Here is a 26,731-nt window from a genome sequence, read left to right on the forward strand (position 1 = left end):
TATTCATCATAAACACTAATACTCATCCATATTCAAGTTATAATATGCGACTTTTCCAGAATAGAATCTCTCTCTGGCGGTGTCAATACTTCTTTCAATAACTGAAGAATATGGGTAAAAATCAATATGTAATAATGGCTCAAAAAAGGCTATAGTAAAAAAGAAAGGAAAAACTATAATAATTGTTCTAACATATGATAGTGATTTTTTCAACCTCACAGAATTTTTTGAGAATTCCACGAAGAAATGAACCATAAAAATAATAAAATATATTAGATAAATATACACATACCTATAGAAAATATCTATATTTAAACGTAACATCTGAAAAAACAGACCAACCATAAGAAGAGGTTCAAGTCTAAGGATATGTGATTCTTTGCATTTAACTTTGATATATAACAAAGATAATATAGGATATATTGTAACAGGCAGAATTCTAATGATGAAATAATTAAGATTATGTTCTTGTGTCATGAATTTAGTATCCAAGTAACTATCAAGCTTATTCGATACGCCACCTGCAAATTCTAACATTTGGAAAATATTACCTAATTTACTCTGCAAGAAAGCACCAATAAAGTATGCACTAACTAACAAAAAAATGCCAAGACCGTTAAATCTCAGAAAAGTAAGAAATGGGATAATAACCAGTATTATTGAAGATTGATGAAATCCCGTAGCAAGAAGCACTAACAGAAATCCTTTCTTGTATTTCTTTTCCAAAAAATAATCATTTGCGAATAAAATAATGGAAAGGGCTATCGCAGCTTTCATCACCACCATATTATACCACTGATACTTCCACAAAAAAAACAAGGCCGTACAAGCAAACGGATACGAACTGTGTTTTCTAAAATACTTAAGAATTAACGTATTTACAATAGTAGCTTGAACAAGTTGAACCCAAAAGAATCTTCCTCCTATAGATTTAACAATAGAGTTGAGTAATATCCATAATGGCGGGGATGAACTTGACAAGAACGTATCGAAACTTAAATCAGATAATTCTGGAGTTGCATGATAGAATTCATATATATAATTGATTGTATCTTCCCCGAGTCGAAAACGTAGCCCTGCCACCAGAACAAAAATCACAAGTATGATTCCATACCACTGGTCACGATATTTTATCTTTCCGTTAATATCATAACGGATAGATAGTATTATAAGCAAAATTAAAATAACGAAATAAATCATTTACAATCTACATGTCTATTATTTCTTGTAGAAATGATTTTTGTTCTGATGAGTTTTTCTTTTATCTTCTGGGGGCATAACCATATAATCACCAAAAATAGACCTCAAAATAGAATCATATCCTTTAGCAATATAAAACTTTTCTGTTTCAAAATCAGCTAACTCATATTCTTGGAAATCTGACGTATTAAAACTCTCGGGGTTATTTCTGACGAAAGCTTCAACACAGCATAAACTTGAGCACTTTATCGTCGATCCAAACTGATATTTACTGCACAAATCCGTAAATCTCTTTCTCAATCCCTGTAAACCGCCATATAATAAATGCTTAAGAAAGAGTCTAAGCGTTGGCCTTACAGATGATAACCCTCGACTTTTACGATAAGAGGTATATTCAGAACGAATACTATTAATCTTCCACAAGACCCTATGAATCTTAGAATAGTCTTCTAGAAATTGATTTCTATCATCAGCAATACCATCTATTGGAAAAACATCTATCCAAACACCTATATCCCCATCTCTATGCAACCACTGCATCTCAACCTGTGTGCGCTGATCATCATAGATTTTGGCAAAATAGAAGTAGTTATCATCACGATATGGTGACAGAAGTTTATACCCTACCTCACTGTGATATGATTTGCAGAATCTTTCATAATCTGGACGAGGCATCCATATATCAATATCATCATCCCATGGTATAAAGCCTTTATGACGGATAGCTCCAATAAGCGAACCATACGCTAAGGTATATCGAATATTATTCTTGACACAAAAAGCATGTATATCTTTCATCATATCAAGGCTAACACTCTGTATTTCTTGTAATGTCAATTCTTGCATAACTTAATCATTTGACTTTTGAATACTCTCTTAATAAGGAAGAAGAAATTCCTTCTGTCCGCGGAATCACGACAACCTCCTTATCATGATCTTCACACCATTTAATTGCCCTCTGGAAGCCTTCATGTATTTGATCAGGCCCTTTAGCAAAAATATCAAATTCTATATTCTGTATGTCCTTGTCGACATCCCGATACACAACAACCTCATCAACATACTTAATTGTACTGACCATGTACATACGCTCCTCAGTTGTATATATCATATTTGTACCAGGTTTATACTTAAGAATCACGTCACTATCCTGAACTGCAACAATCAACTTATCGCCTAACTCTTTAGCACGTTTAAATAGTAAGATGTGTCCAATATGGAGCATATCATATACTCCTACTGTCAATACTGTTTTCATTATTATTCTACTTATACTCTATCTTTTAGTAATAATCCTTTAATTCTTCCCAAATAAGAAAAAACAAGTGATTTACAATATATAAACTCCTGAGGTTTCCATATTAAAGATACTATCCAATAAAGGACAATATAAAGTAATGCCATTACAACACCGTTCATGTAAAGGCCTAACTGCATCTGATTCGTAATTATATAACATAAGAGTGCCACTAGAGAAGAAAAAAACAACACGGGAAATAAATCCATTAGTTGCTCAGTGCATTTAAAACCAATGTATTTTGAAACCAGATAAATATTATAAAGATAGGAGAACCAAGAGTTAAAAACAACTCCATATAATAAGCCTTTCATTCCCCAGATAAAAAAACCGCCAACTATAAAAGAGATTCCAACAGTTCGCTTTATCACAGTTCCAACAAACATTACCCGACCTTTCCCAATTGCAGAAATAGCCTGCAAGTTAATCGCTTGAAGACAGACTGCAAGACCGGCTAAACACAAAACCTGGAAAAAAGGGACACTATCAAGCCATTTTTCCGAATACAGCAACACAAAAAGGGGTTTTGCACATAATAACAGAATAAATAACAGAGGAAATGTTACATATGAAAGGACTCTCGTAAGTCTCTTAATAACACTCTTCAGTCTTTCCCTATCATCCTGCATTTCCGCATAAAGAGGATAGGTTACTTGTGTCATTACTTGTGAAATACTTTGTGATGCTAACTCTTCCGTTTTATATGCTTTTGAATAATACCCCATTATGGATGCATTGAAGTATCTACCGATTAAAAGGCCCTGAATTTGCTGACTAAACTGATTAAGAATACTCGTTAAAAACATATAAAAGCCAAAACCAAACAATTCTTTAAAAGATTGTCTAGAGAAAAGAAATACAGGCCTCCATTTTATATAAAACCAAAAAACAAGAGCAGGGATAAGGCTTGTCAAAATATTCTGTGCTACCAAAGACCAAACGCCAAACCCATGATAAGCTAGTACTATTGTTATTGTCAGAGTAGTTAATGATGTTATTATTGTTACAATGGACAATACCTTAAAGTCCAATTTCTTTTGTAACTGATTACGCTGTACAATATTAAAGGCATAGATGAATAGAACTAAAGCTTGTACTCTCAAGACCTTAGATAATAACGGAATATCATAGAAATGAGCAATGTAAGGAGCAGAGATAAAAATAACTGCGTACATCAAAAAGGCCATCCCAATATTCCAAAAAAAGATTGTTGAGTAGTCTTCCTGCGTAGGGTGTTTTTTCTGTATCAACGCAGCACCGAAGCCACCATCTATAAACGCTTGAGCCAACGCCATAAAAATAGCTAACATACCAATACAGCCATAATCATGAGGTGAAAGTAAGCGAGCAAGAATAATACCCGAAATGAACGCGATAAACATCACAGAGTATCGTTGCAACGCTGCCCAAATTATTCCGGATACGGCTTTTTGTTTGAGACTATTCTGCTTCATTTCTCAAACGGCATATATATCGCACCCCAAAATATGCGCTTATTATTCATTGTACTTTCTGACATTTAATTAATCACTATCCTGTCATATACAGACAGAACACTTATACTATTGGTTAATAACTTCATTATTGGGGGGATGACATCCTTCACAAAGGATGTCAGTCTTCGAATCCTCGAATTATAATCTTAATGTCACTTACTAAAAAAGAAACATACACTATTTCGAGCTTAAATATCTATCAATGAAATTCATATATTCTCTAACCGAGATCTCATCGTCCTTCATTTTATGCATTGTCATGTGATCAGAAAAGCTTGCATAGAAATCATTATATTTATACCAAATATAAGATGGAGAATAATTCTTAACATTTTCAGGTAATTCTCTATTTGCCACTATCCACCGCCGGAACTCACTAATAAGTCTTTCTGGCTCATTATTATGAGGTCTCACATCCCATCCATTAATATCAGATAATGCCTTTTTCAACTCATATGCTTCATTCTCAAAAATCAGAAAAACATTACCTTCATCGGAAATTCCATAATCAAGCCCCAATTCAAATGGCATATTCATCCGATAGTATTCACCCTCTTTATCAGATTTCATTCTTGATAAATCATGAACACTATATTTTGCTTCCTTCATTAATGAAATAATCCTTGTTAGTCTATTTGATTTAGAGTCTAATTCCAAGGAAGCTATCTTTACATCAAGACCATAAAACTTTGCTACGAATAATAAAGCTCTCAGAAGAGGCAGATATTCGTTGTCAAAAGGACAGTTAATAAAGATGGCGTTATCTATCATTATCTTTATCCACGAGTGGGAAATGGGTCTTTGCCATAACTACGGCGGTCTGATATTCTTCCATCTTTATTGTGGATATATAACTCCAGACGTTCATTTTTCCCTAATCTACAGCCATACCCAATTGCTTCTTTTTTCGTCTCAAAAACTTTACTAGCTCTCATAGAGCCTTCTCTCCTAACCTTCCACTCACCCTGTGAGTGAACAACATGTACATTCTTTGACATAGCCTTATTTTTTTTCAGTTCCTCCGCTCCAAATATACTTATTTATTTTGAAGGAACAAAAAAATTACGCATTTTTAATTCAAATTCTGTTAGGAAGCGATTTAACCCTCTTATGTTATGCGATGGTTAACTCAGACCTAATAAGGGCTTGAGCTGGTTCTCCTTGTGGAGAATCCAGACTGAGGTGCCGAGGAAAGCCAGGAAGAGCCAGATAAGCACAATCTTAGCGCGATGGGGACCGGCCTTCTTGACGGGTACCGTGGCACTCTGTAAGGTGGTGAAGGCAGGGGTCTCCTGCTGCACCTTCGCCTCGGCGGCGATGAGCTGGGCAGAGGCGGTGTTATAGGCATTATACTGCAACTGCATCTCGTTCTCCAGATCGGTCTGCTTGGCACGGACACTCTCGAGGATCAGGGCCTGGTTGGCATCGACGAACTGAACATAGAGCTGACGGGCATGGACATAGCGCTCACGGGCCTCACGGGCGAGCTTCTTGTTATACTCGAGATCGACACGGGCCTTACGGGTGCGGTAGTCGGTGATGAACTTCTGCAGGCGTTCCTTCACACTGTCGGCCATCAGGGCACAGACCAGAGGATCCTGATCTTGCACATCGATGGTGATGACCATGGTCTTCTTGTCGACATCGCACGACACTTTCTTGGCAAGGAGCTTCGCAATACGGGTCTGCTCCTTCGTGAGCTCGAAGGTGTTGATGGTGTCGGGCTGCTTCTCATCCTGACTGCGAAGCAGACTGAAGAGGCCACGGATGGCCGATGACCACCAAGGAAGACGCTGGTGATCCTTCAGGTAGTCGTAGTACGAGATGCACTCAGTACTGTCTTTCTGACGAACCATCACGGGGAAGAGCGAGGTCTTGAAATCGACGGAGTTCATCAGGTCGGGATAGAGCGTCGGAAAGAGGGCCTCGGTACCGCCACCGAGGGCTCCACCAAGGTTGACACCAAAGGAGCTGGCCAGGGAGGCCAGGCTACTGGAGGACTTCGAACCGGAGAGCTCTGGGGAAAGCTTCACCGTGCAACTGTAGTAGTTGGGGATGCTGAACAAAAAGAAACAGGCGACTATGAAGGTTGCTGGGAGCACCTTATAGTAGAGACGCTTGTGTTTCTTCAAAGCACCAAAGATTTGGCCGAAATCGATTGAGTCGTCGGACTCAATCATTTCTTTATTGAAGTTTTCTTCCATTAAAGAAAAGTTTTAAGAAAATTCTTTTTATTTGCAGGGTTGCACCCTGCAGGTTCACCAACAACCCCAACCCCTTCTTGTCCTTAAGAAGGGGCTTCGAACCACTCCCCAAACCCCTCGCCAATCATTGTCAAGGGGCTTAACCGCTCCTCCTGTCGCTCTTACATTAAGGTAAGCTGGGACCATCACAGGTCCCGCTTGTCGCTCTCGGCTGGCGCATTGATGATGGTGCAGCACCCGCAATGCCTTTACGCTTCTGTCCTTCGACAGGTTCAGGAACCGCGGAGGGGGAGTGCCCGGAGGGGGCACGAACCTCATGCTATTTGATGAGGTTCGTGACGGTGGCGATCATGGTAACCATGGTTGCCAGTGAGGTAGCCATACCGGTGATCGTCGAGAGGGTCTCCTGCGGCGTGGTGGTGCGGCTCGGGACGATGATCTCACAGCCGGGCTCTACCTTGCCCTTGCTGGCCTTGGACACCATACCGTTGGCGTAAACGATGAACGTACGCTTCTTCTTAGAGTGGGCACCGAAGCCACCGCCTTGGTTGACGTACCACTTCCAACTCTTGCCAGTGCTGAAGGCCACGGTGTTGGGGAACATCACGTTGCCGTTGATCTTCACAGTACCGTTGTACTCGGGGATGATAATCTTATCGCCTTCACGGAGCACAACATCATAGTCGGAACCGGGGTTGGCCAGGGCCTTGTCGAGCTCGATACCGACAGAGTAACGTACCTCGGCGGAGTCGATCTGCTCTTCCTCGAAGCCCATGTTCTCCTTCTGCTGCTCAACGAGCTTGAGCACCTGCTTGTTACGGAACTTCTCGGCATCGGTCATCAGGCGCTCGATACGGGCACCACGGAGGAAGGCCTCGTCGGTGACACCACCGGCGGCCTTGACGATCTCGGAGATACGTTGGTTCTTATGTGTCATGGTGTAGGATCCACGGAAGAGCACCTCTCCATCAATGGATACCTCGCGCTGTACCTGATAGCCGGGACTGCGGTGAACGGTCACGACATCGTAGGGCTGGAGGGTGAACGAACGGTCGCCATCGACCACAAGACCGTCCTTCAACTGGAAGGTGTAGGTCTTAGCTATCTCCTTGGACTGACCGGTGGCCTTCGGATCGACGATACGACGGGCAACATCGACCTGGGCCATGGAGGCGGCATCGGTGAGACCGCCGGCACGGACGATAAGGTCCTCGATGGTCTCGTCGGCAGAGTACTCGAGCTCACCGCCATGGTACACCTCACCACGGATGGCCACGGTGTAGGCACCGGTGCGCTGGGCGTTGGAGGCGATGATCAGCTCGTCCTCGTTCTCGAGGGGGATATCAGCGGTGGTGCCGGACATGATACCGTCGAGATCGACGGAGATGGTACGGCGGGTACGGTCGGCATTCATACGACGGATGACGGCACGACCGATGAAGGCATACTCATTGAGTCCACCGGCAGCCTCGATGAGGGAGCGCACGGTGTTGACGCCATTGCCGAGGTCGTAGTTACCGGGATAGAACACATCGCCGGTGACGGTGACGGTGTTCTCGTAGCGCAACGGTGTGGAGCTGACAGTGACGGAGTCGCCATCCTGGACCTTGAACGTGGTCATGTCGAACTCCTGGATATTATAGCCGGAGTGCTTGTCGCCACTGGTACGGTTGAGCTGGACGGCCTTGGTATAGGCGTCGCCCGTGAAGCCGCCGGCATACTTGATCAGGGAGGCGACACTCTCGCCTTTCTTCATCTCGTAGAGCATCGGGCGCTTCACCTTACCGGCGACCTCGACGATGCAGTCGTAAGGACCGACGACGATGACGTCGTTGTCGGCCAGGCGCACATTACCGGTGAGACGGCCGTTGAGGATATAGTCGTAGACGTCGACCACGGTGAGCTGACGACCACCACGGTACACCTTGATGCTACGCAGCGTACCGATGGCGTTGACACCACCTGCCATATACAGGGCGTGGAACACCGAGGCGAAGGCTGAGAGCGTATAGGTACCGGGGGCGGCGACCTCGCCCATCACGTTGACCTGGATGGTGCGGGTCTGACCGACGGTCATGCGGATCTTCGAACTGCTATAGCGCTGACCGAGCTGCTGACGGATCTTGGCCTGGGCGGCGGCAACCGTCAGACCGGCCACCTGGATGGGACCGTAGCCTGTCACGGTGACTGTTCCCTCGGGAGAGACAGAGAGGGTCTCGCTCTTCTGAGAGGCGCCATAGACATCGATGACGATCTGGTCGCCCGGGCCGATGATGTAGTTGGTCGGCGTGGCGATGTTCATATTCGGCTCGAACGACAGGGTACGCTTGTTGAAGATGTCACGACCGAAGACGGGCTTGCCGTTGACGGTGTTATCCACCATGTCGGGGATATATACGTTGGGACGGCTGTCGAGATCGCTCATGTCGGTTGACATGAAACCGTTGGTGGACGAGTAAAGCGGATTACCCTCATCGTCGACCATCACCGATCCGTTGTTCTGACGCAGTGCCGTAGAGGTGGCGGCAGAAGAACGGCTGGACGAGAAGCCCTTCAACAGGGATGACGACGAAGCGGAGGCGCCGTCGAGATCGGACACGCTGCCGCCGGCCTTCTCGTACTGGTTACGCAGGCGCTGGATCTGCTGAACGGTGGCACCTTTCTGCATCAGCTTGACAACGATCTGTGACTGACTCGTTCCAGCTTTCATCTCGCGTTGGACGTACTGGAGCACTTGACTGTCACTCATGCTCTGGGCAGAGCCCGTCAGGGCCAAGACCAGAAACGACAGGGAAAAAAGTATTCGTTTCATATTGTTTAAAAATTATAAAAGACAAAGGAGAGGGTCACCCAACCACGTGGTGGGGCGCACAAAACAGTGATACAGTTGGCACGATTCGGTGAATTTGTACTGACATACAGCGACAAATAAGCCTATCGCAAACGCCTGACACTCATTTGATTGAAAGGCACGGAGCCCATTTCTTCGAAATGAATGGCGCATGACTTGGTTGCAAAAATACGACATTTTATCCATTCAACCAAGGAAAAATGGTTAATTTTCGTATTTTGAAAGATTTTGATATAGGATGATTGAAACACAAAAAGAGCAGACACCCGGAGATGTCTGCTCTTTTATATGACAAATTTAATACTTCTCTCGCTTAGAAGAACAGGTAGCGGTTGTCAACCACACCGGCCTTCTGATAGAGCTCCTGGATGAAGCGACCAGCGGCCTGCATGGCCTTCTGCTGGAGTTGCTTTTCCATGACAGCAGCGTCGAACTTAGCATCCTGACGGTTGCCCTTCTTCAGCACCTGGAACAGGTAGGCTCCACCGTTACCCTTGACGGGTGTCTTGCTGAAAGCGCCCTGCTTGCTGGCAGCGACAGCACCTGCGAGAGCAGGCTCACTGGCACCTGTTGCCTGTACGAAGACAGGCGCAGAGAAGGTGATCTGGTTGACGGTATCGATACGGGCACCCTTTGCCTTGGCGGCAGCGATGTCGGCCACACCGGCAAACTTCTCCTTAATCTGGTCAAATTTCTTGTCACGTGTCACCTCCTGACGGACGGCATCCTTCACGTCGTCGAGTGAACGATAACCGACAGGATGAATCTTGGTGAGAGCTACCACGAGGAGGTTGTCGTTGTTACCGCACTCATAGAGCGGGCTCACCTGTCCCTCCTTGGCGTCGAAGATCCACTTCATGGCCTCACGGGTGGCGCGGACGCCAGCCACATTGTGCTCTGAGTTGAAGAGGTCCTTGCGCTCCTGCACCTGGAAACCGCTCTTGGCGGCGTTCTTCTCGAGGTCGGCCAGGGTCTTGTTCTCGCTGACATACTGGCTGAACTTATTATAGGCATCAGAATAGGTGCCCTTAGAGAAGTCGATGGTATGCTTGATGACAGCCACGTCGTACTTCTCGACCATAGCCTTACGGGCGGTCACCTGGATGACGATGTTACCCTGAGAGAACTCGAGGTTCTTCAGCTCACCGGCACCGAGGTTGTTGATGGCGTTGAGGTAGTTCTTCGACTCCTCGTCCATCGTGGTGGCGTTCTCATACATCGCAGAGGTAAGCCACTGCTTGCCGGCGGTCTGACCGTACTTCTTGGCGAGCGCCTCGAAGTCGGCACCTGCCTTAAGGGCGGTGTAGATGCTGTCGGCGGTCTTACGGGCGGCCTCGGCGGTAGCACCACCTACCTGGATCTGACGATACTCGATGCTGTCGGGCATCATCGTCTTGGAGATGAGCTTCACCACGTTAAGGGTGTTATCGAGCTTGGTCTCGAAGGGTGCGGTGGTCTGACCCACAGCCATCGAATCGAGCTTAGCGGCGATATCTGAGGGGTAAGCACGCTTGGTAGCGGCAATGCCCGTGTAGGGGAACTGCGACTGGGCCTTGCGGACGACCTCGGCGGGGTTGGCACCACTCTGGAGTTTGTTAGAAGCCTCCTGCATGGTGGTCATCAGACCCTGACGGTCGGCGGCAGATGCGACAACCTGGAAGCTGACATACTTGATGTCGCGGGTCTCGACGCTCTGCTTGAACATCTCCTTCTCGGCATTGTACTTTGCCTTGAGGTCGCTCTCGTCGATCTTCACGTCGTTATCGTTGATGCTCGAATAAGCGACAGAAGCCAGCAGGATATCACTCTCCTGGTTCTGACCCTCGAAGGCCATCTTTGCGGATACGGGGTTAGAGAGCAGACTGTTGGCCATGAGTGCCTGATACTTACGTGACAGGGTCTGCTGGCGGAGCTGCTTCTCGATGAACTGCCAGTACTTGTAGATCTTCTGATAGGACTCAGTGAGCTGCGGGTTGGTGGCGTTCTTCTTATAGTCGGCCAGGAACTTCGTGAGCATGGTCACGTCGAAACGGCCGGTCTGCTGGTTCACGAACGGTGAGCGCAGCAGCATGGGGTCGCGACCCTCCTTCATGATCGTCTGCATCTCCTCGTCGGTGACGGTGAGACCGATCTGCTCGGCTTCGTGGTTGATGATCTGCTCGCTGACATACGAGTTCCATACCTCGTCCTTGATGCTGTTGAGCTGATCCTCAGAGAAGTTGTCGATGCCCTGGGTCATCTTCAACACATCCTGATACTCATCGACAAGTGCCTGAAAATCCTGCACGTTGACCTTCTTGCCCAGCACCTCACCGATCTGCTGGCGCTGCTGGTTCTTGGTTGCTTCGCAAGAACGGAACGCCTCTTCGGCAATGAAGGCAAACAGGCCAAGACCAATAATGATCACGAGGGTGATTCCCCTCTTTCTAATTTTTCCTAATGCTGCCATTTTCTAATATTTTAATTTTAAATTTTTAATTCTGTAAAACAAACGTGTGCAAAATTACAAAAAAGGAATGAAACGGCGAAATTTTTCATTAAAATTATTCTATTCCATCACCTTTAGTCGCACTAACTCTATCTTAGTAGCTGTATTCTTCAGGATTTTAAACTCGTAGCGCCCTACCCTGACGACCTCGTTGAGCTTCGGGAACGACTGGTACTCATGGAGGATAAGACCACCGAGGGTCATATAATCGTCGCTCTCGGGCAGGTCGAGGTCGTAGAGCTCGTTGACGCGCTCGATCTCCAGACGGGCCGAGAGGATATACTCGTCGGGGCCCAACTGCTTCGCCTCGAGGGCACTATCGGTATCGTGCTCGTCTTCGATCTCACCGGTAATCTCTTCCATGAGGTCTTCGAGGGATACCAGACCGCTCGTACCACCGAACTCATCGACGACGATGGCCAACGAGCGTTTCATCTGCATGAGCAGTTTCATGAGCTTCGAGGCGAGCATCGTCTCGGGCACGAAGTTCAGCTCACGGATGGAGAGCTGACCACGGAGCGACGCCAGGGGCTTGTCGGCCACGGCCACGGCATCGAGCCGGAAGAGGTCGGAGGAGTGGACATAGCCGATGATATGGTCGATATCCTCGTGATAGACGATAATCTTACTGTGACCGCTCTCGATGAAGATCTGACGGAGGGTCTCGAGGGTGGCGGTATCTTCGACGGCATCGATCTCGGTACGGGGCACCATACAGTCGCGCACCTTCGTCTCGGAGAAGTCGAGGGCGTTCTGGAAGATACGTACCTCCTCACCGATCTCGTCTTCATTGCCGGCACTGTCGATGCTGGTCTGCACGAGGTAGTCGAGATCGACCTTCGTGAACTCGTGTTCCTCGTCGTGACGACTCATGCGGATGCCGAAGAGGCGGAGCAGGCCCTTGGCCAACAGGGTGGCCAGGCGGGATATCGGATAGAGGATGACATAGCACACGTAGGCCGGAATGGCGAAGACGGTGAGCAGGGTGTTGGGGTTATTCTTAAAGATGGTCTTCGGCAGGAACTCACCCGTGAAGAGCACGACCACCGTGGAGAGCAGGGTGTCGGCCATCACACGGAGTCCGTCGCTGAGCGGTGCAAACAGGGTGGCATCGAAGAGACGGGCGAAGAGGATGCCGTAGATGACTAAGGCGATATTATTGCCCACAAGCATCGTCGACACGAAGTTGTTGGGATGCTGGTAGAACACTGCCAGGGCCTTCTGCGACAGGCCGTTCTTCTCACGGTCCATCTCGGCCAACAGGCGGTTACTGGACACGAAGGCGATCTCCATGCCTGAGAAGAACGCGGAGAGGAGCATCGAGATGATGAGGGAGATGAGCAGGACGGTCATTACTGGCGCTTGGCGTGTTTGGTGAGTTGGGGGCGCTGGGGAGCAAGGTGCTGCGCGGTGTCGGCGGGAGCGGCGCCCTTCGACGCCTCGTCCTTCGTCTCGCCTGTCATGTCCTCACGCTCGAAAGAGCCCTTGGAGTTGCTGACCGTATAGTGGGTCATCTTCTCGTCGCTGAGGAAATAGGTGCCTTCCATCGTGCGCTCGGGGGTGGTGACCCGCGAGAAGACGTTAGAATAGAACTCATGGTTCACGCCGTCCCAGTAGAGCTCCTCACTCTCATAGAGCATACCGTTGACATTACGGATGCGGACACGACCACGCAGATGCCAGAGCTTCTTCTGGTCGTAGTACCAGGCTGTGTCGGCCTGGATGTAGCCTTGTACATGGAACTTCTCGTCGAACTGCTCAAAGAACACGCCTTTCTCGAACGACCAGCGTGAGGGGTTCTTCGCCGTGTTCACATCCCAACGCTCGGTGACAATACGGTATTTGATGACACCGGAGTCGCTGATCAGGGTGTTCACGCCATAGGAGGTCATCACCGACACGGAATCGCGGTCGTGGACGGCCGGGGCGGTATGCTCTTGTACGTCGCTACAGGCGACCACGAGCAGCACGATGGCAGCGAGAGGGAGGGTTCTTTTATTGAACATGGATGTTTACTCTACTTTCCACTTAGAGAACCAGCGCTCGTTGAAGGTCAGACCGATGTTGATACGGAAGGTGTTCTCCGTAATCAGATTATCGGCTGAACGGTGCGACCACTGACCACTGATATTCAGGAAGGAACGGTTGTTATAGGCATTCATGATGGGAATACCGAAACCGAGACTGAGGCTCAGTTCCTTAGGACCGTCCTGACCGTTTATATTATAATAAGGTGTGGCATAGCCGGCACCGATACGATAGCGCACATGACTCAGGACATGACGGGTGCTCTGGGGGTTGGGAATCCACTCGGCACCGAGGTTGGCACGGTAACTGTCTTTCAGCAGACCGCTCCGCAGGGCATAGGTGCCACCCTCGTCGGAGGGCATATCAACAGAACCCCACTTCTGCACCTGAAGGTCGGCACCCACACGCAGCTTGTCATGATGGCTGTAGGCCAGACCGAAACCATAGGCGGTGGGCAAAGACAGACCGTCGTGCACCACATAAGAGGTGGTATCGTTCTGACTCGCAGAGGTGTTGACACTGATGATACGACAGGTGGGATCGGTCTTGAGACTGTGACCGGGACTATAGGTAGCTCCCAGCGTCAGCAGATCACCTTTGCCAAGCTTCTGCTCGTACTGCATACCGAAGTCGAGCTTGTAGTTCCTGACGGATGCGGAATACTGTTTCACCAGGTATTTCGCCGAGCTGATGCTGGTGACTCCGGTAAACGAGCGGTCGAACTCGCCCCAGAGATAGGCGGCATTGAAACCGACCGACAGGGGCTTGAAGATGCGGAAACCGGCACCCAGGAACAGCTGATGCATGCCACCGTCGCCCTCGTAGGTGCTGGACTGTATGGCCTGCGACCCGGGGATGGACGATGTGGTGCTATACTTATAACCGACATTAGAATAAGGCAGGACACCGAACGACACGCCTAAGTTCTTGGCAGCACGGAGCAGGCCCACCACATAGTCGAAGCCGCCTCCCTTGCCGTTGAAACGGGTGCTGCCCTCCTTGAAGTTCGTGATCTGACCCGACAGACCGGCATCGAAGATCATCGTGAGGGAATCGGCAGCGGAATAGGAAGCCGGATTCAGGGGGTTCACCTCGTTTCCCTTACGGAAAGCCAGGCCGACTCCATTCATACCTTTATTGAAACCGACACCCTGATCGGTCAGATCGCCATAGCCGAACTGGCTGTACGGGGAGTTGGTGCTACTCTGTGCGAAGGCGGTTGCGGTGATGGCCGACAAGACCAGACCACCTATGATTCTATTCATGTCTTTTATGTTTATTCTGTTGAAAATCTATTCAGCGTGCAAAATTATTGAAAAAAAATGGAATAAATGGCTTTTTACTGCAAAATATAAGCTATTTTTGCATCGTGAAACATTTCAGAAAGGATTTTTGTACATTTTTAGGCATCATTCTGATGATGTCGGCCTCCGTCGTACAGGCACAGACCGTGCCGGCTGACGGGGATGCCATCGACAAGCACCCCATGGACTCCGTGGAGGTGAGTCTGCTGACCTGCTCGCCGCATGAGGAGATATACAGTCTGTACGGTCATGCCGCCATCAGATGGCACGACCAACGGAACGACACCGACCTGGCGTTCAACTGGGGGATGTTCAACTTCAAGAAACCTTATTTCGCCCTGCGGTTCGTGTTCGGACTGACCGACTATGAGCTGGGGGTGGTGCCCTACCAGTATTTCCTCGAAGAATACAGACAATGTGGCAGTAGTGTCACCGAACAGGTGCTCGACCTGACTGCCGAGGAGAAGGAGGCGATGTATCGGGCTCTGTCGGAGAATATGCAGCCGGAGAACCGTGTGTACCGGTATAACTTCTTCTTCGACAACTGTTCGACACGGCCTCGGGACATCATCGAGAAATGCTTAAACGGAAAAATAGAATATGCTCAGCGTGAAGACTATACACCATCGCATCGGGACATGATCAGTGTGTGTACGAGGAACCATCCCTGGGCTACCTTCGGCAATGACATGCTGTTGGGCGTGAAGGCCGACCGAAGGACGACACTCCGGGAACAGGAGTTCCTGCCAGGCAACCTGATGTACGACTTCGACAGGGCTCAGATCGTGAGCGACGGTACTCGTCGACCCTTGGTCAAGGAGCGTCGGATGGCGGTCAAACCGGGGGTACAGGTGATCGAGGAGGATTTCCCGCTGTCGCCGACCGCCTGTGCCTGTGTGCTGCTGGTGCTGTCGCTGGTCATCATTGCGATGGAATGGCGCAGGAAGAAGACTTATAAGTATTGGGATGCCCTGTTGATGGTGGTTCAAGGACTGGCGGGCTGTGTGCTCTTCGTCATGATCTTCTCACAGCACCCGACCACGAGTCTGAACCTGCAGATCTTATTGCTGAACCCGTTGCCACTGTTCTTCCTGCCTGCCGTTCTCAGACGGCGTCGCACGCACTGGTGGACTCTTCTGATCGTGATGGTCGTGCTGTTTGCCGTAGGACGGTTTTTCCAGCACTATGCCGAGGGCATGATGATTGTGGCACTATGTTTGCTGTTAAGGGGGCTAGTGAATGGACCCTTCGACAAGCTCAGGGACCGTATAAATGAAAAATAAATATATTTATATCACACTACTGGCGGTAGTTGGCTGGCATGCCGAGTCACTGGCGCAGGACGGTGCCCGACAGGCACCGCGGCTCGTGGTGAGCATCACCATCGACCAGCTGCGCAGTGACTACCTGGAGACCTTCGCCCCACTCTACGGGCCGAACGGTTTCAAGAAGCTGTTGGCGGAGGGCGTGGTCTATGAGAATGCCACCTATCCGTTCTTCGAGCCCGACAGGGCCTCTGCCATATCGTCAGTCGTCACAGGCACTACCCCTTATTACCATAGTATCGTCGGTACACGGTGGTTGGACAAGGCCACCCTGCGACCGGTGCTCTGCACGGACAGTCAGAAGCAGGACAGTGTGCCCTCGCCTGTGCAGATGGCCGTGTCGACGATGGGCGACGAGCTGAAGGTGGCCACGCACGGGGAGGCGAAGGTATTTGCCGTCGCCCCGTTTGAGGATGCCGCCATCCTATCGGCCGGTCATGCCGCCGACGGGGCGGTGTGGCTGGACACCCAGACAGGGCGCTGGACAACATCGCAGTATTACATGAACGAAGTGCCGCAATGGCTATTGTCGTTCAATGAGTTATATTCGTACGAGGATAAGAGCAGGAAGCGGGAATGGAAGCCACTGATTGTTCAACAGAAGCCCGACTTCCGTTATACGTTCAAGGGCGACCGACGGCATCAGGACTACCAGACTTCGGGACTGATCAATGCCGACATCACGGAGCTGGCGCTGCATAGTCAATCGAACCTCGCCATGGGATATGACGGTGTGACCGACCTGCTATGCCTGACCTATTATGCTGGTACCTACGGGCACCGACCGGTGCCGGTCAGTCAGAAGGAGCTGCAGGACACTTACCTGCGTCTGGACAGAGAGATCGCCACACTGGTGACACAACTGGAAACCAGGATCGGCCAAGGACAGGTCCTGTTCATCGTCACCAGCACCGGCTACAGTGATCCGGAAGAGACCGACTACACGGCTTATCGCATCCCTACGGGTACCTTTTATATCAATCGTACAGCCAGTCTGCTGAACATGTATTTCGGCGCACTCTGGGGACAGGGACGCTACGTGGAGGGCTGCTACGGACGACAGTTATTCTTCAACCACCAACTGCTGGAGTCGAAGCGTATCAGTATGACCGACGCCACCCAACGGGCTCAGGAGTTCGTGGCACAGATGGCCGGCGTGAGGAACGTCTATACTCGTCTGCAGCTGTTGGGCAGCTACCATGAGCAGATTGCCAAGATACGCAACAGCTTCAACCCGCAGCGCAACGGCGACCTGTTGATCGAGGTGGCTCCGGGTTGGCACCTACAAAATGAAGAGACCGGCGAGGACCTGCTGTCGCAGGCCTCGGCCATCACCTTCCCTATCCTTATCTACGGCAACGGGCTTACCGCCCAACGTGTGCAGACGCCTGTCACCGTCGACAGGATCGCCCCGACCGTGGCTAAGACCATCCGCATTCGCGCACCCAATGCCTGTGCTTCGGAACCATTGTTCTGAAGCACAGACCGTCTGTTTGACAGATTTATATCAAGACCTTTGGCAATTACAAATAAAATTTGTACCTTTGCCGACGTTTTTTTACTACAAATCATATTGCGAATAATTAATAACAAATATCATCATGAATTTCAACAAGATTCTGAAGACATTGTTCGGTGACAAGTCAACCCGTGACATGAAGCTCATCCTGCCCTTCGTGGAGAAGGTGAAGGCCGTGTCACCACAGATCGAGTCGCTCGACAATGATGCGCTGCGCCAGCGTACGAAGACGCTGCAGCAGCAGGTACAAGACTCTGCCAATGAGCAGAAGGCAAAGATCGCCGCACTGAAGGCCACCATAGAGGACACGCCCATCGACGAGCGTGCCGACATCTTCGCACAGATCGATAAGATCGAGAAGGAGGTGCTCGACATCTACGAGAAGGCTCTTGACGAGGTGATGCCGGAGGTGTTCGCCATCGTGAAGGAGACTGCACGCCGATTTGCACAGAACGAGGAGACCATCGTCACGGCGACTGACTTCGACCGTGAGCTGGCAGCCGATCCGAAGAAGGACTTTATCACCATCGACGGTGACAAGGCCATCTATCATAACCACTGGACTGCCGGTGGTAACGATCTGAAATGGGAGATGGTACACTACGACGTACAGTTGTTCGGTGGTGTCGTGCTCCATCAGGGAAAGATCGCGGAGATGGCTACCGGTGAGGGTAAGACCCTCGTGGCTACCCTGCCCGTGTTCCTGAACGCCCTGACCGGCAACGGTGTGCACGTGGTGACGGTGAACGACTATCTGGCCAAGCGTGACTCTGAGTGGATGGGTCCGTTGTATATGTTCCATGGCCTGAGCGTCGACTGTATCGACAAGCACCAGCCTAACAGTGAGGCACGACGGAAGGCCTATCAGGCCGATATCACCTTCGGTACGAACAACGAGTTCGGTTTCGACTACCTGCGTGATAACATGGCTATCTCGCCACAGGATCTCGTGCAGCGCGCCCATAACTACGCCATCGTCGACGAGGTGGACTCGGTGTTGATCGACGATGCCCGTACACCGCTGATCATCTCTGGTCCTATCCCCAAGGGCGACGACCAGATGTTCGAGGAGTACCAGCCACTGGTGGAGAAGCTGGTAGGCGTACAGCGCCAGTTGGCCACCCAGTACCTGGCTGATGCCAAGACCCTGATCACCGAGGGTAACCGACTGATAGAGGAAGGGAACAAGAAAGACGGTCAGGAGAAGCTCGACCAGGGCTTCCTGTCACTGTACCGCTCGCATAAGGCCCTGCCGAAGAACAAGCCACTGATCAAGTACCTCTCTGAGGAGGGTATCAAGGCCGGCATGCTCAAGACGGAGGAGATCTACATGGAGAACAACAACCGTCGTATGCCGGAGTGTATCGAGCCGTTGTACTTCGTGGTGGACGAGAAGCTGAACTCCTGCGACCTGACCGATAAGGGTACGGGCTGGTTGGCCAAGCAGGTGAACGACGCGGAGCTGTTCGTGCTGCCCGACATCACCTCGGAGCTCTCGGCTCTGGAGGCGGAGGCCGGCCTCACCGATCAGGAGCGTCTCGACAAGAAAGACGAACTGTTGAACCACTACGCCATCCAGAGTGAGCGTGTACACACCCTCCAGCAGCTGCTGAAGGCCTACTGTATGTTCAACAAGGACGACGAGTACGTGGTCATCGACGGTGAGGTGAAGATCGTGGACGAGCAGACAGGCCGTATCATGGAGGGTCGTCGCTGGAGCGACGGTCTGCACCAGGCTGTGGAGGCCAAGGAGCACGTGAAGGTGGAGGCGGCCACACAGACGTTCGCCACCATCACCCTGCAGAACTATTTCCGTATGTATCATAAGTTGGCCGGTATGACCGGTACCGCCTCGACCGAGGCCGGTGAGTTCTGGGATATCTACAAGCTCGACGTGGTGGAGATTCCCACGAACCGTCCTGTGATCCGTAACGACCAGGATGACCGTGTGTACAAGACCGCCCGAGAGAAATACAAGGCCGTGATCGAGGAGATCGTGAAGATGCGCAATGCCGGAAGACCGACGCTGATCGGTACCACCTCGGTGGAGATCTCGGAGCTGCTCTCCCGTATGCTCGACATGTATGTGGATCCCGAGACCGGTAAGCGTGAGGGTATCCCCCATCAGGTGCTGAACGCCAAGCTGCACCAGAAAGAGGCCGACATCGTGGCACTGGCCGGACAATCGACCAACGGCAAGGGTGCCGTGACCATCGCCACGAACATGGCCGGTCGTGGTACCGATATCAAGCTGTCGCCGGAGGTGAAGGCCGCAGGCGGTCTGGCCATCATCGGTACAGAGCGTCATGAGAGCCGTCGTGTGGACCGTCAGCTGCGCGGTCGTGCCGGTCGTCAGGGTGACCCGGGAAGCTCTGTCTTCTACGTGTCGCTCGAGGACAAGCTGATGCGTCTGTTCGCCTCGGAGCGTATCGCCTCCGTCATGGACCGTCTGGGCTTCAAGGACGGTGAGATGATCGAGAGTCCGATGATCTCGAGGAGCATCGAGCGCGCGCAGAAGAAGGTCGAGGAGAACAACTTCGGTGTGCGTAAGCGACTCATCGAGTACGATGACGTGATGAACAAACAGCGTACCGTCATCTACGAGAAGCGTCGTCACGCCCTCATGGGAGAGCGTATCGGCATGGATATCGCCAATATCATCTGGGACCGTGTGGTGAACATCATCGAGAACGCGGCCGACTACCAGAGTTGTAAGGAGGAGTTCCTCCATATCCTGTCGATGGAGGTGCCCTTCACCGAAGAGGAGTTTATCGACCAGCCTCGTGACGTGCTCACCGAGAACGCCTTCCAGGCTGCCATCGGTAACTTCAACCGTAAGACGGAGCGCATACAGACCGTGGCTGCACCGATCATCAAACAGGTGTATGAGAACCAAGGACAGATGTACGAGCGTATCATGGTGCCCATCACCGACGGTCGTCGTATGTATAATATCCCCTGTAACCTGAAGGAGGCTTACGAGACCGAGTCGAAGTCGGTCGTGAAGGAGTTCGAGAAGTCGATCCTCCTGCATATCATCGATGACTCGTGGAAGGAGAACCTGCGCCAGCTCGACGAGCTGAAGCACTCCGTACAGAACGCCTCGTACGAGCAGAAGGATCCGCTCCTGATCTTCAAACTGGAGAGCGCTAAGGTATGGGATGACATGATCAACGAGATGTACAACCGTATCTGTTCGATCCTGACTCGCGGTCAGATTCCTGAGATGCAGCAGGTGCAGGAGGCCGCTCCCGAGCAGCGCACCCAGCGCCAGCAGTACACGGAGAGCAAGCAACAGCTCAACGAGGAGCAGTTGACGGACCCGAACCAGGCTGCCGCTGCCGCTCACGACACACGCGCCCAGCAGCCGCATAGTCCGATTGTCAAGGATAAGTTGCCTGGTCGCAATGATCCTTGTCCCTGTGGAAGTGGTAAGAAGTTCAAGAACTGCCACGGAAAGGGGATTGTGTAGGAGTTAAGAGTTAAGAGTTAAGAGTTAAGAATTAAGAATTAAGAGTTAAGAGTTAAGAGTTAAGAATTAAGAATTAAGAATTAAGAGTTAGGAGTTCTGAATAGAGAGTTATGATTACTATAAAGGATCTGAAGAAGGTGTTTGGAGAGACGGTGGCCAGTGACATTCCGTCGCTGACCATCAACGACGGGGATATCCTCGGACTGGTAGGTAACAATGGTGCTGGTAAGACCACGCTCTTCCGAATGCTGCTCGACCTGCTGAAGGCCGACGAGGGAGAGGTGACACTCTCCTGCCCCGCAACTGCTGAGAGTGAGGCTGTTGTCGTGAACCCTGCCCTTTCGGAACAATGGAAGGAATGGACGGGTGCCTATATCGACGACGGGTTCCTGATCGACTTCCTGACGCCGGAGGAATACTTCGCTTTCATCGGGAAGATCACGAACATGACGACAGAGGAGGTCGACAACCGTATGAAGGATTTCGAGCGTCTGGCTGGCGGTGAGATCTTCGGACAGAAGAAACTCATCCGTAACCTCTCGGCTGGTAACAAACAGAAGGTGGGCATCATGTCGGCCCTGTTTAACAGGCCACAGCTGGTCATCCTCGACGAACCGTTCAACTTCCTCGACCCATCGAGTCAGAACATCCTGAAGCATGAGCTGGTGGAATATAACCGACAGACGGGTGCCACCATCCTCATCTCCAGTCATAACCTGGCACATACCATCGATATCTCCACACGTATCACGTTGTTGGAGAAAGGACGTATCATCAAGGATATGCCCAACAGCAACGGTAGTGCGCAGACAGAGCTGGAGGATTATTTCGGGAGTTAATTGACGGGAGTTAATGGGAGTTAGCGGGAGTTAATGAACGTAGGTTGAAAAACATGGAGGACTGATATATGAAGGAGTTTAATGAACTGAAAAGAATGCTGAAGAAGATGCCCGAGGGGCTGCCGGTATGTAAGGTGGCGCTCGTCGGAGACACAGCGACACAGTTCCTGGCTACCGCCATCCGTGGGGTCGGTCTGGAGCGTGGTTACCATATCCATCTCTATGAGGCAGAGTACAACCAGGTGGAACGCCAGTTCCTGGATCCCGGGAGTGAACTGTATCAGTTTGACGCCGATTTCATCGTCGTCTTCCAGTCAACCCATAAGCTCGGAGAGAAGCACAGTATGCTGGACACAGTCCAGCAGGAGTCGTTGGCCGACGACCGGTTGGCTTTCATCGCCTCGATCTGTGAGAACCCCGCACTTGCCAATAAGAAGATCATCTACTTCAACTACCCCGAGATCGAGGATACGGTCTTCGGCAGCTACGCCAATAAGGTGCGGAGCTCGCTGACCTACCAAGTGAGGAAGTTGAACACGGCCCTGATGGACCTGTCGCAGCAGTATGCGAACCTGTTTATCTGTGACATCGCCGCCCTGCAGAACAAGCTGGGGCGCGACTTCCTGTTCTCGACCAATATCTACGTCAGTACGGAGATGGTGCTCAGCGTGGATGCCCTGCCCCATGTGGCCTCACGGGTGATGGATATCGTATGCGCCATCAAGGGACAGTTCAAGAAATGTCTCATCCTCGACCTGGACAACACCGTCTGGGGAGGTGTCATCGGTGATGACGGACTGGAGGGTATCCAGTTAGGACATGGACTGGGCATCGGGAAGGCCTTCACGGAGTTCCAGATGTGGGTGAAGAAGCTGAAGCAGCGTGGTATCATCATCTGCGTGGCCTCGAAGAACAACGAGGACACTGCCAAGGAGCCCTTCGAGAAGCATCCCGACATGGTGCTGAAGCTCGATGATATCGCTGTGTTCCAGGCCAACTGGGAGACGAAGGTCGATAATATCCGTACCATCCAGAGTATCCTGAATATCGGCTTCGACTCGATGGTGTTCCTCGATGACAATCCCTTCGAACGGAATATCGTCCGAGAGAACATCCCCGGCATCACCGTGCCGGAGCTGCCGGAAGATCCCGGTGACTATCTGGAGTTCCTCTATTCGCAGAACCTCTTCGAGACGGCCTCCTACAGCAATGCCGACAAAGACCGTACAAAGCAGTACCAGGTGGAGGCCAAGCGCGTATCGCTACAGAAAACCTTCGCCAATGAGGCCGACTTCCTGAAGTCATTGGACATGGTCTCGACGGTGAGCGGTTTCACGAAGTTCAATACACCCCGTGTGGCGCAGTTGTCACAACGCAGTAACCAGTTTAACCTACGTACGGTGAGATATACCGAGGCCGACATCGAGGCACTGGCACAGGATCCTGATGTCATCGACCTGAGCTTCACGCTCGAGGATAAGTTCGGTGACAACGGACTGATCGCGGTCATCATCATGAGGAAACAGGATACAGAGACCCTGTTCGTCGACACCTGGCTGATGAGTTGTCGTGTGTTGAAACGCGGCATGGAGAACTTCACACTGAACACGATGGTGGAACGTGCCAAGGCGGCAGGCTATAAGCGTATCATCGGTGAGTACTTGCCCACCCCGAAGAACAAGATGGTGGAGCAACACTATCCCGATCTCGGCTTCCAAGTGGTGACGGGTGCAACGACAGCCCAGTACGTGTTGGATGTCGAGACTTACCAGCCCAAAGAGTGTTATATCGAGGTTAAGAAATGACGATTACAGAACTAGCAGAACAGACCACCCAGCTGTCGCATGTCTATCATGTGACGCCAGTGGTATATGACAGTTTCCAACGGTGCAGTGAGGATATGAACCCATTGCATACGGATGAATCGTTTGCCCGTGAGAAGGGATTCCCGGGCTGTGTGATGTACGGGAATATCCTCAATGCATTCATCTCCCATTTCGTGGGGATGTGTCTGCCGACACCGCATGTCATGATCCAGTCGCAGGACATCAGTTTCCATCAACCGGTGTTCCTGAACGACGAGATCACCCTGCAGGCCAGCGTCGACACCGTATCCGAAGCCGTGAACATCATCAATTACAAACTGAAGTTCTACAAGACCGTTGAAACCGGCAGAAAACTGGTTGCCAAGGGTCATGTGCAGATAGGACTCTTACCCCATTAAGCCTATGAGACTATTGATAACAGGAGGATCCTCAGGATTAGGGAAGGCGTTGGTAGAGACCTGTGCCGCCAATGCGGACGACCAGATACTCTTTACCTATTGCCGACATGAAGACGAGGCACAGGCACTCGTCGGCAGGTTCCAGAACGTAGAGGCCGTACAGGTGGACTTCTGCGACGAGGATAGTGTGGACCGCTTTGTCGAGCGTCTGGAGAACGAGGCTGTTGATGTGCTCATCAACAACGCCTATGCCGGCAGCGCGCAGGGTACCCATTTCTACAAGACAGAGCCGGAGGCCTTTGCCGAGGCTTTCCGTTGTAATGTCATGCCGATGGTCAAGATCACCCAGGCCTGTGTGAAGGGCATGCGGAAACGGAAGTTCGGTAAGATCATCAACATCATCACCTCGTATGTGATCGACGTGCCACCGACAGGTTTCTCTGTATATACCGCCACGAAGGCCTACATCCGACAGTTGTCGAAGAGCATCAGTAAGGAGCTGGGACGGTTTCATATCACATCGAACTGTATCCTACCCGACTATATGCTGACGGACTTCGGGAAGGTGGAGGATTTCCAATTGGAACAGATGAAGGAAGCACATCCGCTGAAAGAACTGCTGAAGCCCCAGGAGGTGGCAGAGGTGGTGTGCCAGTTGCTGAAAGTCAGTCAGCAGTTGAATGGGGCCGAGATCCCCATCAATGCGGCTCAGCATATACTATAATAGACTTGAAAAAACAAATCATAAGATAGAATATATCAATACATTATGGAAAGAAAAGAAATATTTAGCAAGCTGAATGAGATTTTTATCGACGTGCTCGATCTGGACGAGGTAGAGCTGACCGACGAGACGAGTGCCAACGATATTGAGGAGTGGGACTCACTGAGTCATATCCAACTGATCGTAGCCATCGAGAAGACCTTCGGCATCAAGTTCACGTCACTGGAGATCATGAAGTGGAAGAATGTCGGTGAAATGGTCGATTCCATGGAGGAAAAGCTGAAATAACACCATGGTCGTCAACTCCTTCAGTTTCCTGCTGTTCTTTATAGTCGTTTTCATCGGCTATTACCTACCGGTATGTAAGCATCATCCGCGATACCAGAACACCTGGTTGTTACTGGCCAGTTACTTCTTCTATGCCTATGCCGACCTGAGGATGATCCCGCTGCTGTTGGGATCGACGGTGGTGTTCTGGCTACTGGGACTCTGGCTGCACCGTGAGATGGAGAAAGGACACATGGAGAAAGCGTCACGAATCACGACGCTGGCCGTTGTTCTCGGCATCGGTGTTCTGTTGTATTTCAAGTACCTGAACTTCTTCGCCGAATCGTTTGCCAGTCTGTTGCAGTCGGTGGGCTTCCATGTCAGTTGGAGCACGCTCCATATCATCCTGCCCATCGGTGTGAGCTTCTTTACGTTCAAGCTGATCAGTTATGTGATTGAGATACACCGGGAGCATATCACACCCTCCCGTGACCTGACGGAGTTTGCGGCGTATATCGCCTTCTTCCCCACCATTCTATCGGGACCTATCGACCGTCCTAACAAGTTTCTGCCACAGATGCAGCGTGTGCACACCCTCGACTACAGTCTGGCCGCCGACGGTTGTCGTCAGATCCTCTGGGGTATGTTCACGAAGATGTGCATCGCAGACAACCTGGCCGTGATCACCAATCAGGCATGGGGCGGCTATGACACACTGCCGACGACCATGCTGGTAGCAGCTGCCCTGCTCTACCCCATACAGCTTTATGCCGACTTCGACGGTTATTCGAATATGGCCATCGGTGTGGGTAAGATCCTCGGGTTCCAGGTGACCCGGAACTTCAACCGTCCGTTCCTGGCCCGTAACATGGCAGAGTTCTGGCGCAGATGGCATATCTCACTGACGGGTTGGATCACCGACTACGTGTATATGCCCCTGAATATCGCCTTCAGGAATATCGGGAAGTGGGGCATCATCCTGGCAGCGATGATCAACCTGATCCTCATCGGTCTGTGGCACGGTGCCAACTGGACCTTCGGTCTGTTCGGACTATACCACGGTCTGCTGTTCATTCCCCTGGTTCTCTCCGGTAGTATCGGGAAGAACAAGAAACTCAAGGCAAACGATCACGGTCTACCGTTCCTCAAGGACTTCCGTAAGATGGTGGCCACCTATCTGCTGGTGTGTCTCGGACTGGTCGTCTTCCGTGCCGACAACATCGGACAGGCCTTCGGCTTCCTCCGGGCGATGGTAACGAACGGGTTCGACGGCGCATCGATCATCGACCGCTACGGTATCCTGTATATCCTCTTCGGACTGCTGCTGCTGACGATCGACTGGATACAGCGGCAGAAGGAGCATGCCCTGCAGTTGGAGGCCTTCCCCCTGCTGCGCAACCAGTACCTCAGGTTCGGACTCTATCTGTTCATCATCCTGATGATCATCACCTTCACGGGCAAGAGTCAGGCGTTCATCTATTTCCAATTCTGAT

At 50.7% G+C, this 26,731-nt stretch carries 21 protein-coding genes; 9 read left to right on the forward strand and 12 right to left on the reverse strand.

From position 1 onward, the window contains the following. Nucleotides 1–15 precede the first annotated feature (15 nt). From BLU99_RS02000 to BLU99_RS02055, 12 genes are all read right to left on the reverse strand, one after another. Nucleotides 16–1,200 carry an EpsG family protein gene (locus BLU99_RS02000; RefSeq protein ID WP_091899496.1) on the reverse strand — a complete coding sequence of 395 codons (1,185 nt, stop codon included), beginning with the start codon at nucleotides 1,198–1,200 and terminating at the stop codon, nucleotides 16–18. Between the two features lie 18 nt (nucleotides 1,201–1,218). Continuing rightward, nucleotides 1,219–2,046, reverse strand: coding sequence for a LicD family protein (locus tag BLU99_RS02005; protein ID WP_091899497.1), 828 nt, complete (start codon nucleotides 2,044–2,046; stop codon nucleotides 1,219–1,221). A gap of 7 nt (nucleotides 2,047–2,053) precedes the next feature. Then, on the reverse strand, nucleotides 2,054–2,458 hold the full coding sequence (locus tag BLU99_RS02010) for an FAD synthase family protein (RefSeq protein WP_091899498.1): 405 nt from the start codon (nucleotides 2,456–2,458) through the stop codon (nucleotides 2,054–2,056). Between the two features lie 11 nt (nucleotides 2,459–2,469). Next, nucleotides 2,470–3,951 carry a lipopolysaccharide biosynthesis protein gene (locus BLU99_RS02015; protein WP_091899499.1) on the reverse strand — a complete coding sequence of 494 codons (1,482 nt, stop codon included), beginning with the start codon at nucleotides 3,949–3,951 and terminating at the stop codon, nucleotides 2,470–2,472. Between the two features lie 219 nt (nucleotides 3,952–4,170). Then, a complete protein-coding gene (locus tag BLU99_RS02020; RefSeq protein WP_091899500.1) occupies nucleotides 4,171–4,764 on the reverse strand; it encodes a hypothetical protein in 594 nt (197 codons plus the stop codon). 5 nt (nucleotides 4,765–4,769) lie between these two features. Next, nucleotides 4,770–4,991, reverse strand: a complete 222-nt coding sequence (locus tag BLU99_RS12420) for a DUF2188 domain-containing protein (RefSeq protein WP_091899501.1) — start codon at nucleotides 4,989–4,991, stop codon at nucleotides 4,770–4,772. A 126-nt stretch (nucleotides 4,992–5,117) separates the two neighbouring features. Next, entirely contained in the window at nucleotides 5,118–6,197 is a 1,080-nt protein-coding gene (locus BLU99_RS02030; protein ID WP_091899502.1) for a GumC domain-containing protein, read from the reverse strand. A 319-nt stretch (nucleotides 6,198–6,516) separates the two neighbouring features. Beyond that, entirely contained in the window at nucleotides 6,517–9,009 is a 2,493-nt protein-coding gene (locus tag BLU99_RS02035; protein WP_091899503.1) for an SLBB domain-containing protein, read from the reverse strand. Nucleotides 9,010–9,361: 352 nt separating this feature from the next. Next, entirely contained in the window at nucleotides 9,362–11,497 is a 2,136-nt protein-coding gene (locus BLU99_RS02040; protein WP_091899504.1) for a SurA N-terminal domain-containing protein, read from the reverse strand. A 99-nt stretch (nucleotides 11,498–11,596) separates the two neighbouring features. Next, on the reverse strand, nucleotides 11,597–12,889 hold the full coding sequence (locus BLU99_RS02045) for a hemolysin family protein (RefSeq protein ID WP_091899505.1): 1,293 nt from the start codon (nucleotides 12,887–12,889) through the stop codon (nucleotides 11,597–11,599). After that, the gene (lptC, locus tag BLU99_RS02050) at nucleotides 12,889–13,542 is read right to left on the reverse strand and encodes an LPS export ABC transporter periplasmic protein LptC (RefSeq protein WP_091899506.1); all 654 of its coding nucleotides are present in this window, start codon (nucleotides 13,540–13,542) and stop codon (nucleotides 12,889–12,891) included. The genes BLU99_RS02045 and lptC overlap by 1 nt, the downstream gene beginning before the upstream one ends. A 6-nt stretch (nucleotides 13,543–13,548) precedes the next feature. Next, entirely contained in the window at nucleotides 13,549–14,829 is a 1,281-nt protein-coding gene (locus BLU99_RS02055; protein ID WP_091899507.1) for a hypothetical protein, read from the reverse strand. Between the two features lie 104 nt (nucleotides 14,830–14,933). Here BLU99_RS02055 and BLU99_RS02060 point away from each other — a divergent pair, with 104 nt between their 5' ends. The 9 genes from BLU99_RS02060 (at nucleotide 14,934) to BLU99_RS02100 (ending at nucleotide 26,730) form a co-directional block, all read left to right on the forward strand. Beyond that, nucleotides 14,934–16,151 carry an Lnb N-terminal periplasmic domain-containing protein gene (locus BLU99_RS02060; protein WP_255397408.1) on the forward strand — a complete coding sequence of 406 codons (1,218 nt, stop codon included), beginning with the start codon at nucleotides 14,934–14,936 and terminating at the stop codon, nucleotides 16,149–16,151. Then, nucleotides 16,141–17,670 (forward strand): alkaline phosphatase family protein, encoded by a 1,530-nt coding sequence (locus BLU99_RS02065; protein ID WP_091899508.1) that lies wholly within the window; start codon nucleotides 16,141–16,143, stop codon nucleotides 17,668–17,670. The genes BLU99_RS02060 and BLU99_RS02065 overlap by 11 nt, the downstream gene beginning before the upstream one ends. A gap of 124 nt (nucleotides 17,671–17,794) precedes the next feature. Beyond that, on the forward strand, nucleotides 17,795–21,184 hold the full coding sequence (secA, locus tag BLU99_RS02070) for a preprotein translocase subunit SecA (RefSeq protein WP_091899509.1): 3,390 nt from the start codon (nucleotides 17,795–17,797) through the stop codon (nucleotides 21,182–21,184). Between the two features lie 110 nt (nucleotides 21,185–21,294). Next, complete coding sequence (locus BLU99_RS02075) at nucleotides 21,295–22,023, forward strand: ABC transporter ATP-binding protein (RefSeq protein WP_091899510.1); 729 nt, start codon at nucleotides 21,295–21,297, stop codon at nucleotides 22,021–22,023. Between the two features lie 68 nt (nucleotides 22,024–22,091). Then, complete coding sequence (locus BLU99_RS02080) at nucleotides 22,092–23,828, forward strand: HAD-IIIC family phosphatase (protein ID WP_091899511.1); 1,737 nt, start codon at nucleotides 22,092–22,094, stop codon at nucleotides 23,826–23,828. Next, on the forward strand, nucleotides 23,825–24,247 hold the full coding sequence (locus BLU99_RS02085; protein WP_091899512.1) for a MaoC/PaaZ C-terminal domain-containing protein: 423 nt from the start codon (nucleotides 23,825–23,827) through the stop codon (nucleotides 24,245–24,247). The genes BLU99_RS02080 and BLU99_RS02085 overlap by 4 nt, the downstream gene beginning before the upstream one ends. Nucleotides 24,248–24,251: 4 nt before the next feature. Continuing rightward, nucleotides 24,252–24,971, forward strand: a complete 720-nt coding sequence (locus BLU99_RS02090; protein ID WP_091899513.1) for an SDR family NAD(P)-dependent oxidoreductase — start codon at nucleotides 24,252–24,254, stop codon at nucleotides 24,969–24,971. A gap of 45 nt (nucleotides 24,972–25,016) precedes the next feature. Continuing rightward, nucleotides 25,017–25,259: an acyl carrier protein gene (locus BLU99_RS02095; RefSeq protein WP_091899514.1), complete on the forward strand. Its 243-nt coding sequence runs from the start codon at nucleotides 25,017–25,019 to the stop codon at nucleotides 25,257–25,259. A gap of 4 nt (nucleotides 25,260–25,263) precedes the next feature. Further along, nucleotides 25,264–26,730, forward strand: coding sequence for an MBOAT family O-acyltransferase (locus tag BLU99_RS02100; RefSeq protein ID WP_091899515.1), 1,467 nt, complete (start codon nucleotides 25,264–25,266; stop codon nucleotides 26,728–26,730). Nucleotide 26,731: the final 1 nt, after the last annotated feature.

This window comes from Prevotella sp. lc2012, assembly GCF_900107065.1.
In the GTDB taxonomy this organism is placed as follows: domain Bacteria; phylum Bacteroidota; class Bacteroidia; order Bacteroidales; family Bacteroidaceae; genus Prevotella.

Excerpts from the sequence above, each read along its gene's own strand:
- BLU99_RS02085 (WP_091899512.1), top strand. The coding sequence starts at position 23,825 with ATGACGATTACAGAACTAGCAGAACAGACCACCCAGCTGTCGCATGTC.
- BLU99_RS02020 (WP_091899500.1), bottom strand. The coding sequence starts at position 4,764 with ATGATAGATAACGCCATCTTTATTAACTGTCCTTTTGACAACGAATAT.
- BLU99_RS02065 (WP_091899508.1), top strand. The coding sequence starts at position 16,141 with ATGAAAAATAAATATATTTATATCACACTACTGGCGGTAGTTGGCTGG.
- secA (WP_091899509.1), top strand. The coding sequence starts at position 17,795 with ATGAATTTCAACAAGATTCTGAAGACATTGTTCGGTGACAAGTCAACC.
- lptC (WP_091899506.1), bottom strand. The coding sequence starts at position 13,542 with ATGTTCAATAAAAGAACCCTCCCTCTCGCTGCCATCGTGCTGCTCGTG.
- BLU99_RS02090 (WP_091899513.1), top strand. The coding sequence starts at position 24,252 with ATGAGACTATTGATAACAGGAGGATCCTCAGGATTAGGGAAGGCGTTG.
- BLU99_RS02030 (WP_091899502.1), bottom strand. The coding sequence starts at position 6,197 with ATGGAAGAAAACTTCAATAAAGAAATGATTGAGTCCGACGACTCAATC.
- BLU99_RS02000 (WP_091899496.1), bottom strand. The coding sequence starts at position 1,200 with ATGATTTATTTCGTTATTTTAATTTTGCTTATAATACTATCTATCCGT.
- BLU99_RS02015 (WP_091899499.1), bottom strand. The coding sequence starts at position 3,951 with ATGAAGCAGAATAGTCTCAAACAAAAAGCCGTATCCGGAATAATTTGG.
- BLU99_RS02055 (WP_091899507.1), bottom strand. The coding sequence starts at position 14,829 with ATGAATAGAATCATAGGTGGTCTGGTCTTGTCGGCCATCACCGCAACC.
- BLU99_RS02040 (WP_091899504.1), bottom strand. The coding sequence starts at position 11,497 with ATGGCAGCATTAGGAAAAATTAGAAAGAGGGGAATCACCCTCGTGATC.
- BLU99_RS02010 (WP_091899498.1), bottom strand. The coding sequence starts at position 2,458 with ATGAAAACAGTATTGACAGTAGGAGTATATGATATGCTCCATATTGGA.
- BLU99_RS02005 (WP_091899497.1), bottom strand. The coding sequence starts at position 2,046 with ATGCAAGAATTGACATTACAAGAAATACAGAGTGTTAGCCTTGATATG.
- BLU99_RS02095 (WP_091899514.1), top strand. The coding sequence starts at position 25,017 with ATGGAAAGAAAAGAAATATTTAGCAAGCTGAATGAGATTTTTATCGAC.
- BLU99_RS02075 (WP_091899510.1), top strand. The coding sequence starts at position 21,295 with ATGATTACTATAAAGGATCTGAAGAAGGTGTTTGGAGAGACGGTGGCC.
- BLU99_RS02080 (WP_091899511.1), top strand. The coding sequence starts at position 22,092 with ATGAAGGAGTTTAATGAACTGAAAAGAATGCTGAAGAAGATGCCCGAG.
- BLU99_RS02035 (WP_091899503.1), bottom strand. The coding sequence starts at position 9,009 with ATGAAACGAATACTTTTTTCCCTGTCGTTTCTGGTCTTGGCCCTGACG.
- BLU99_RS12420 (WP_091899501.1), bottom strand. The coding sequence starts at position 4,991 with ATGTCAAAGAATGTACATGTTGTTCACTCACAGGGTGAGTGGAAGGTT.
- BLU99_RS02045 (WP_091899505.1), bottom strand. The coding sequence starts at position 12,889 with ATGACCGTCCTGCTCATCTCCCTCATCATCTCGATGCTCCTCTCCGCG.
- BLU99_RS02100 (WP_091899515.1), top strand. The coding sequence starts at position 25,264 with ATGGTCGTCAACTCCTTCAGTTTCCTGCTGTTCTTTATAGTCGTTTTC.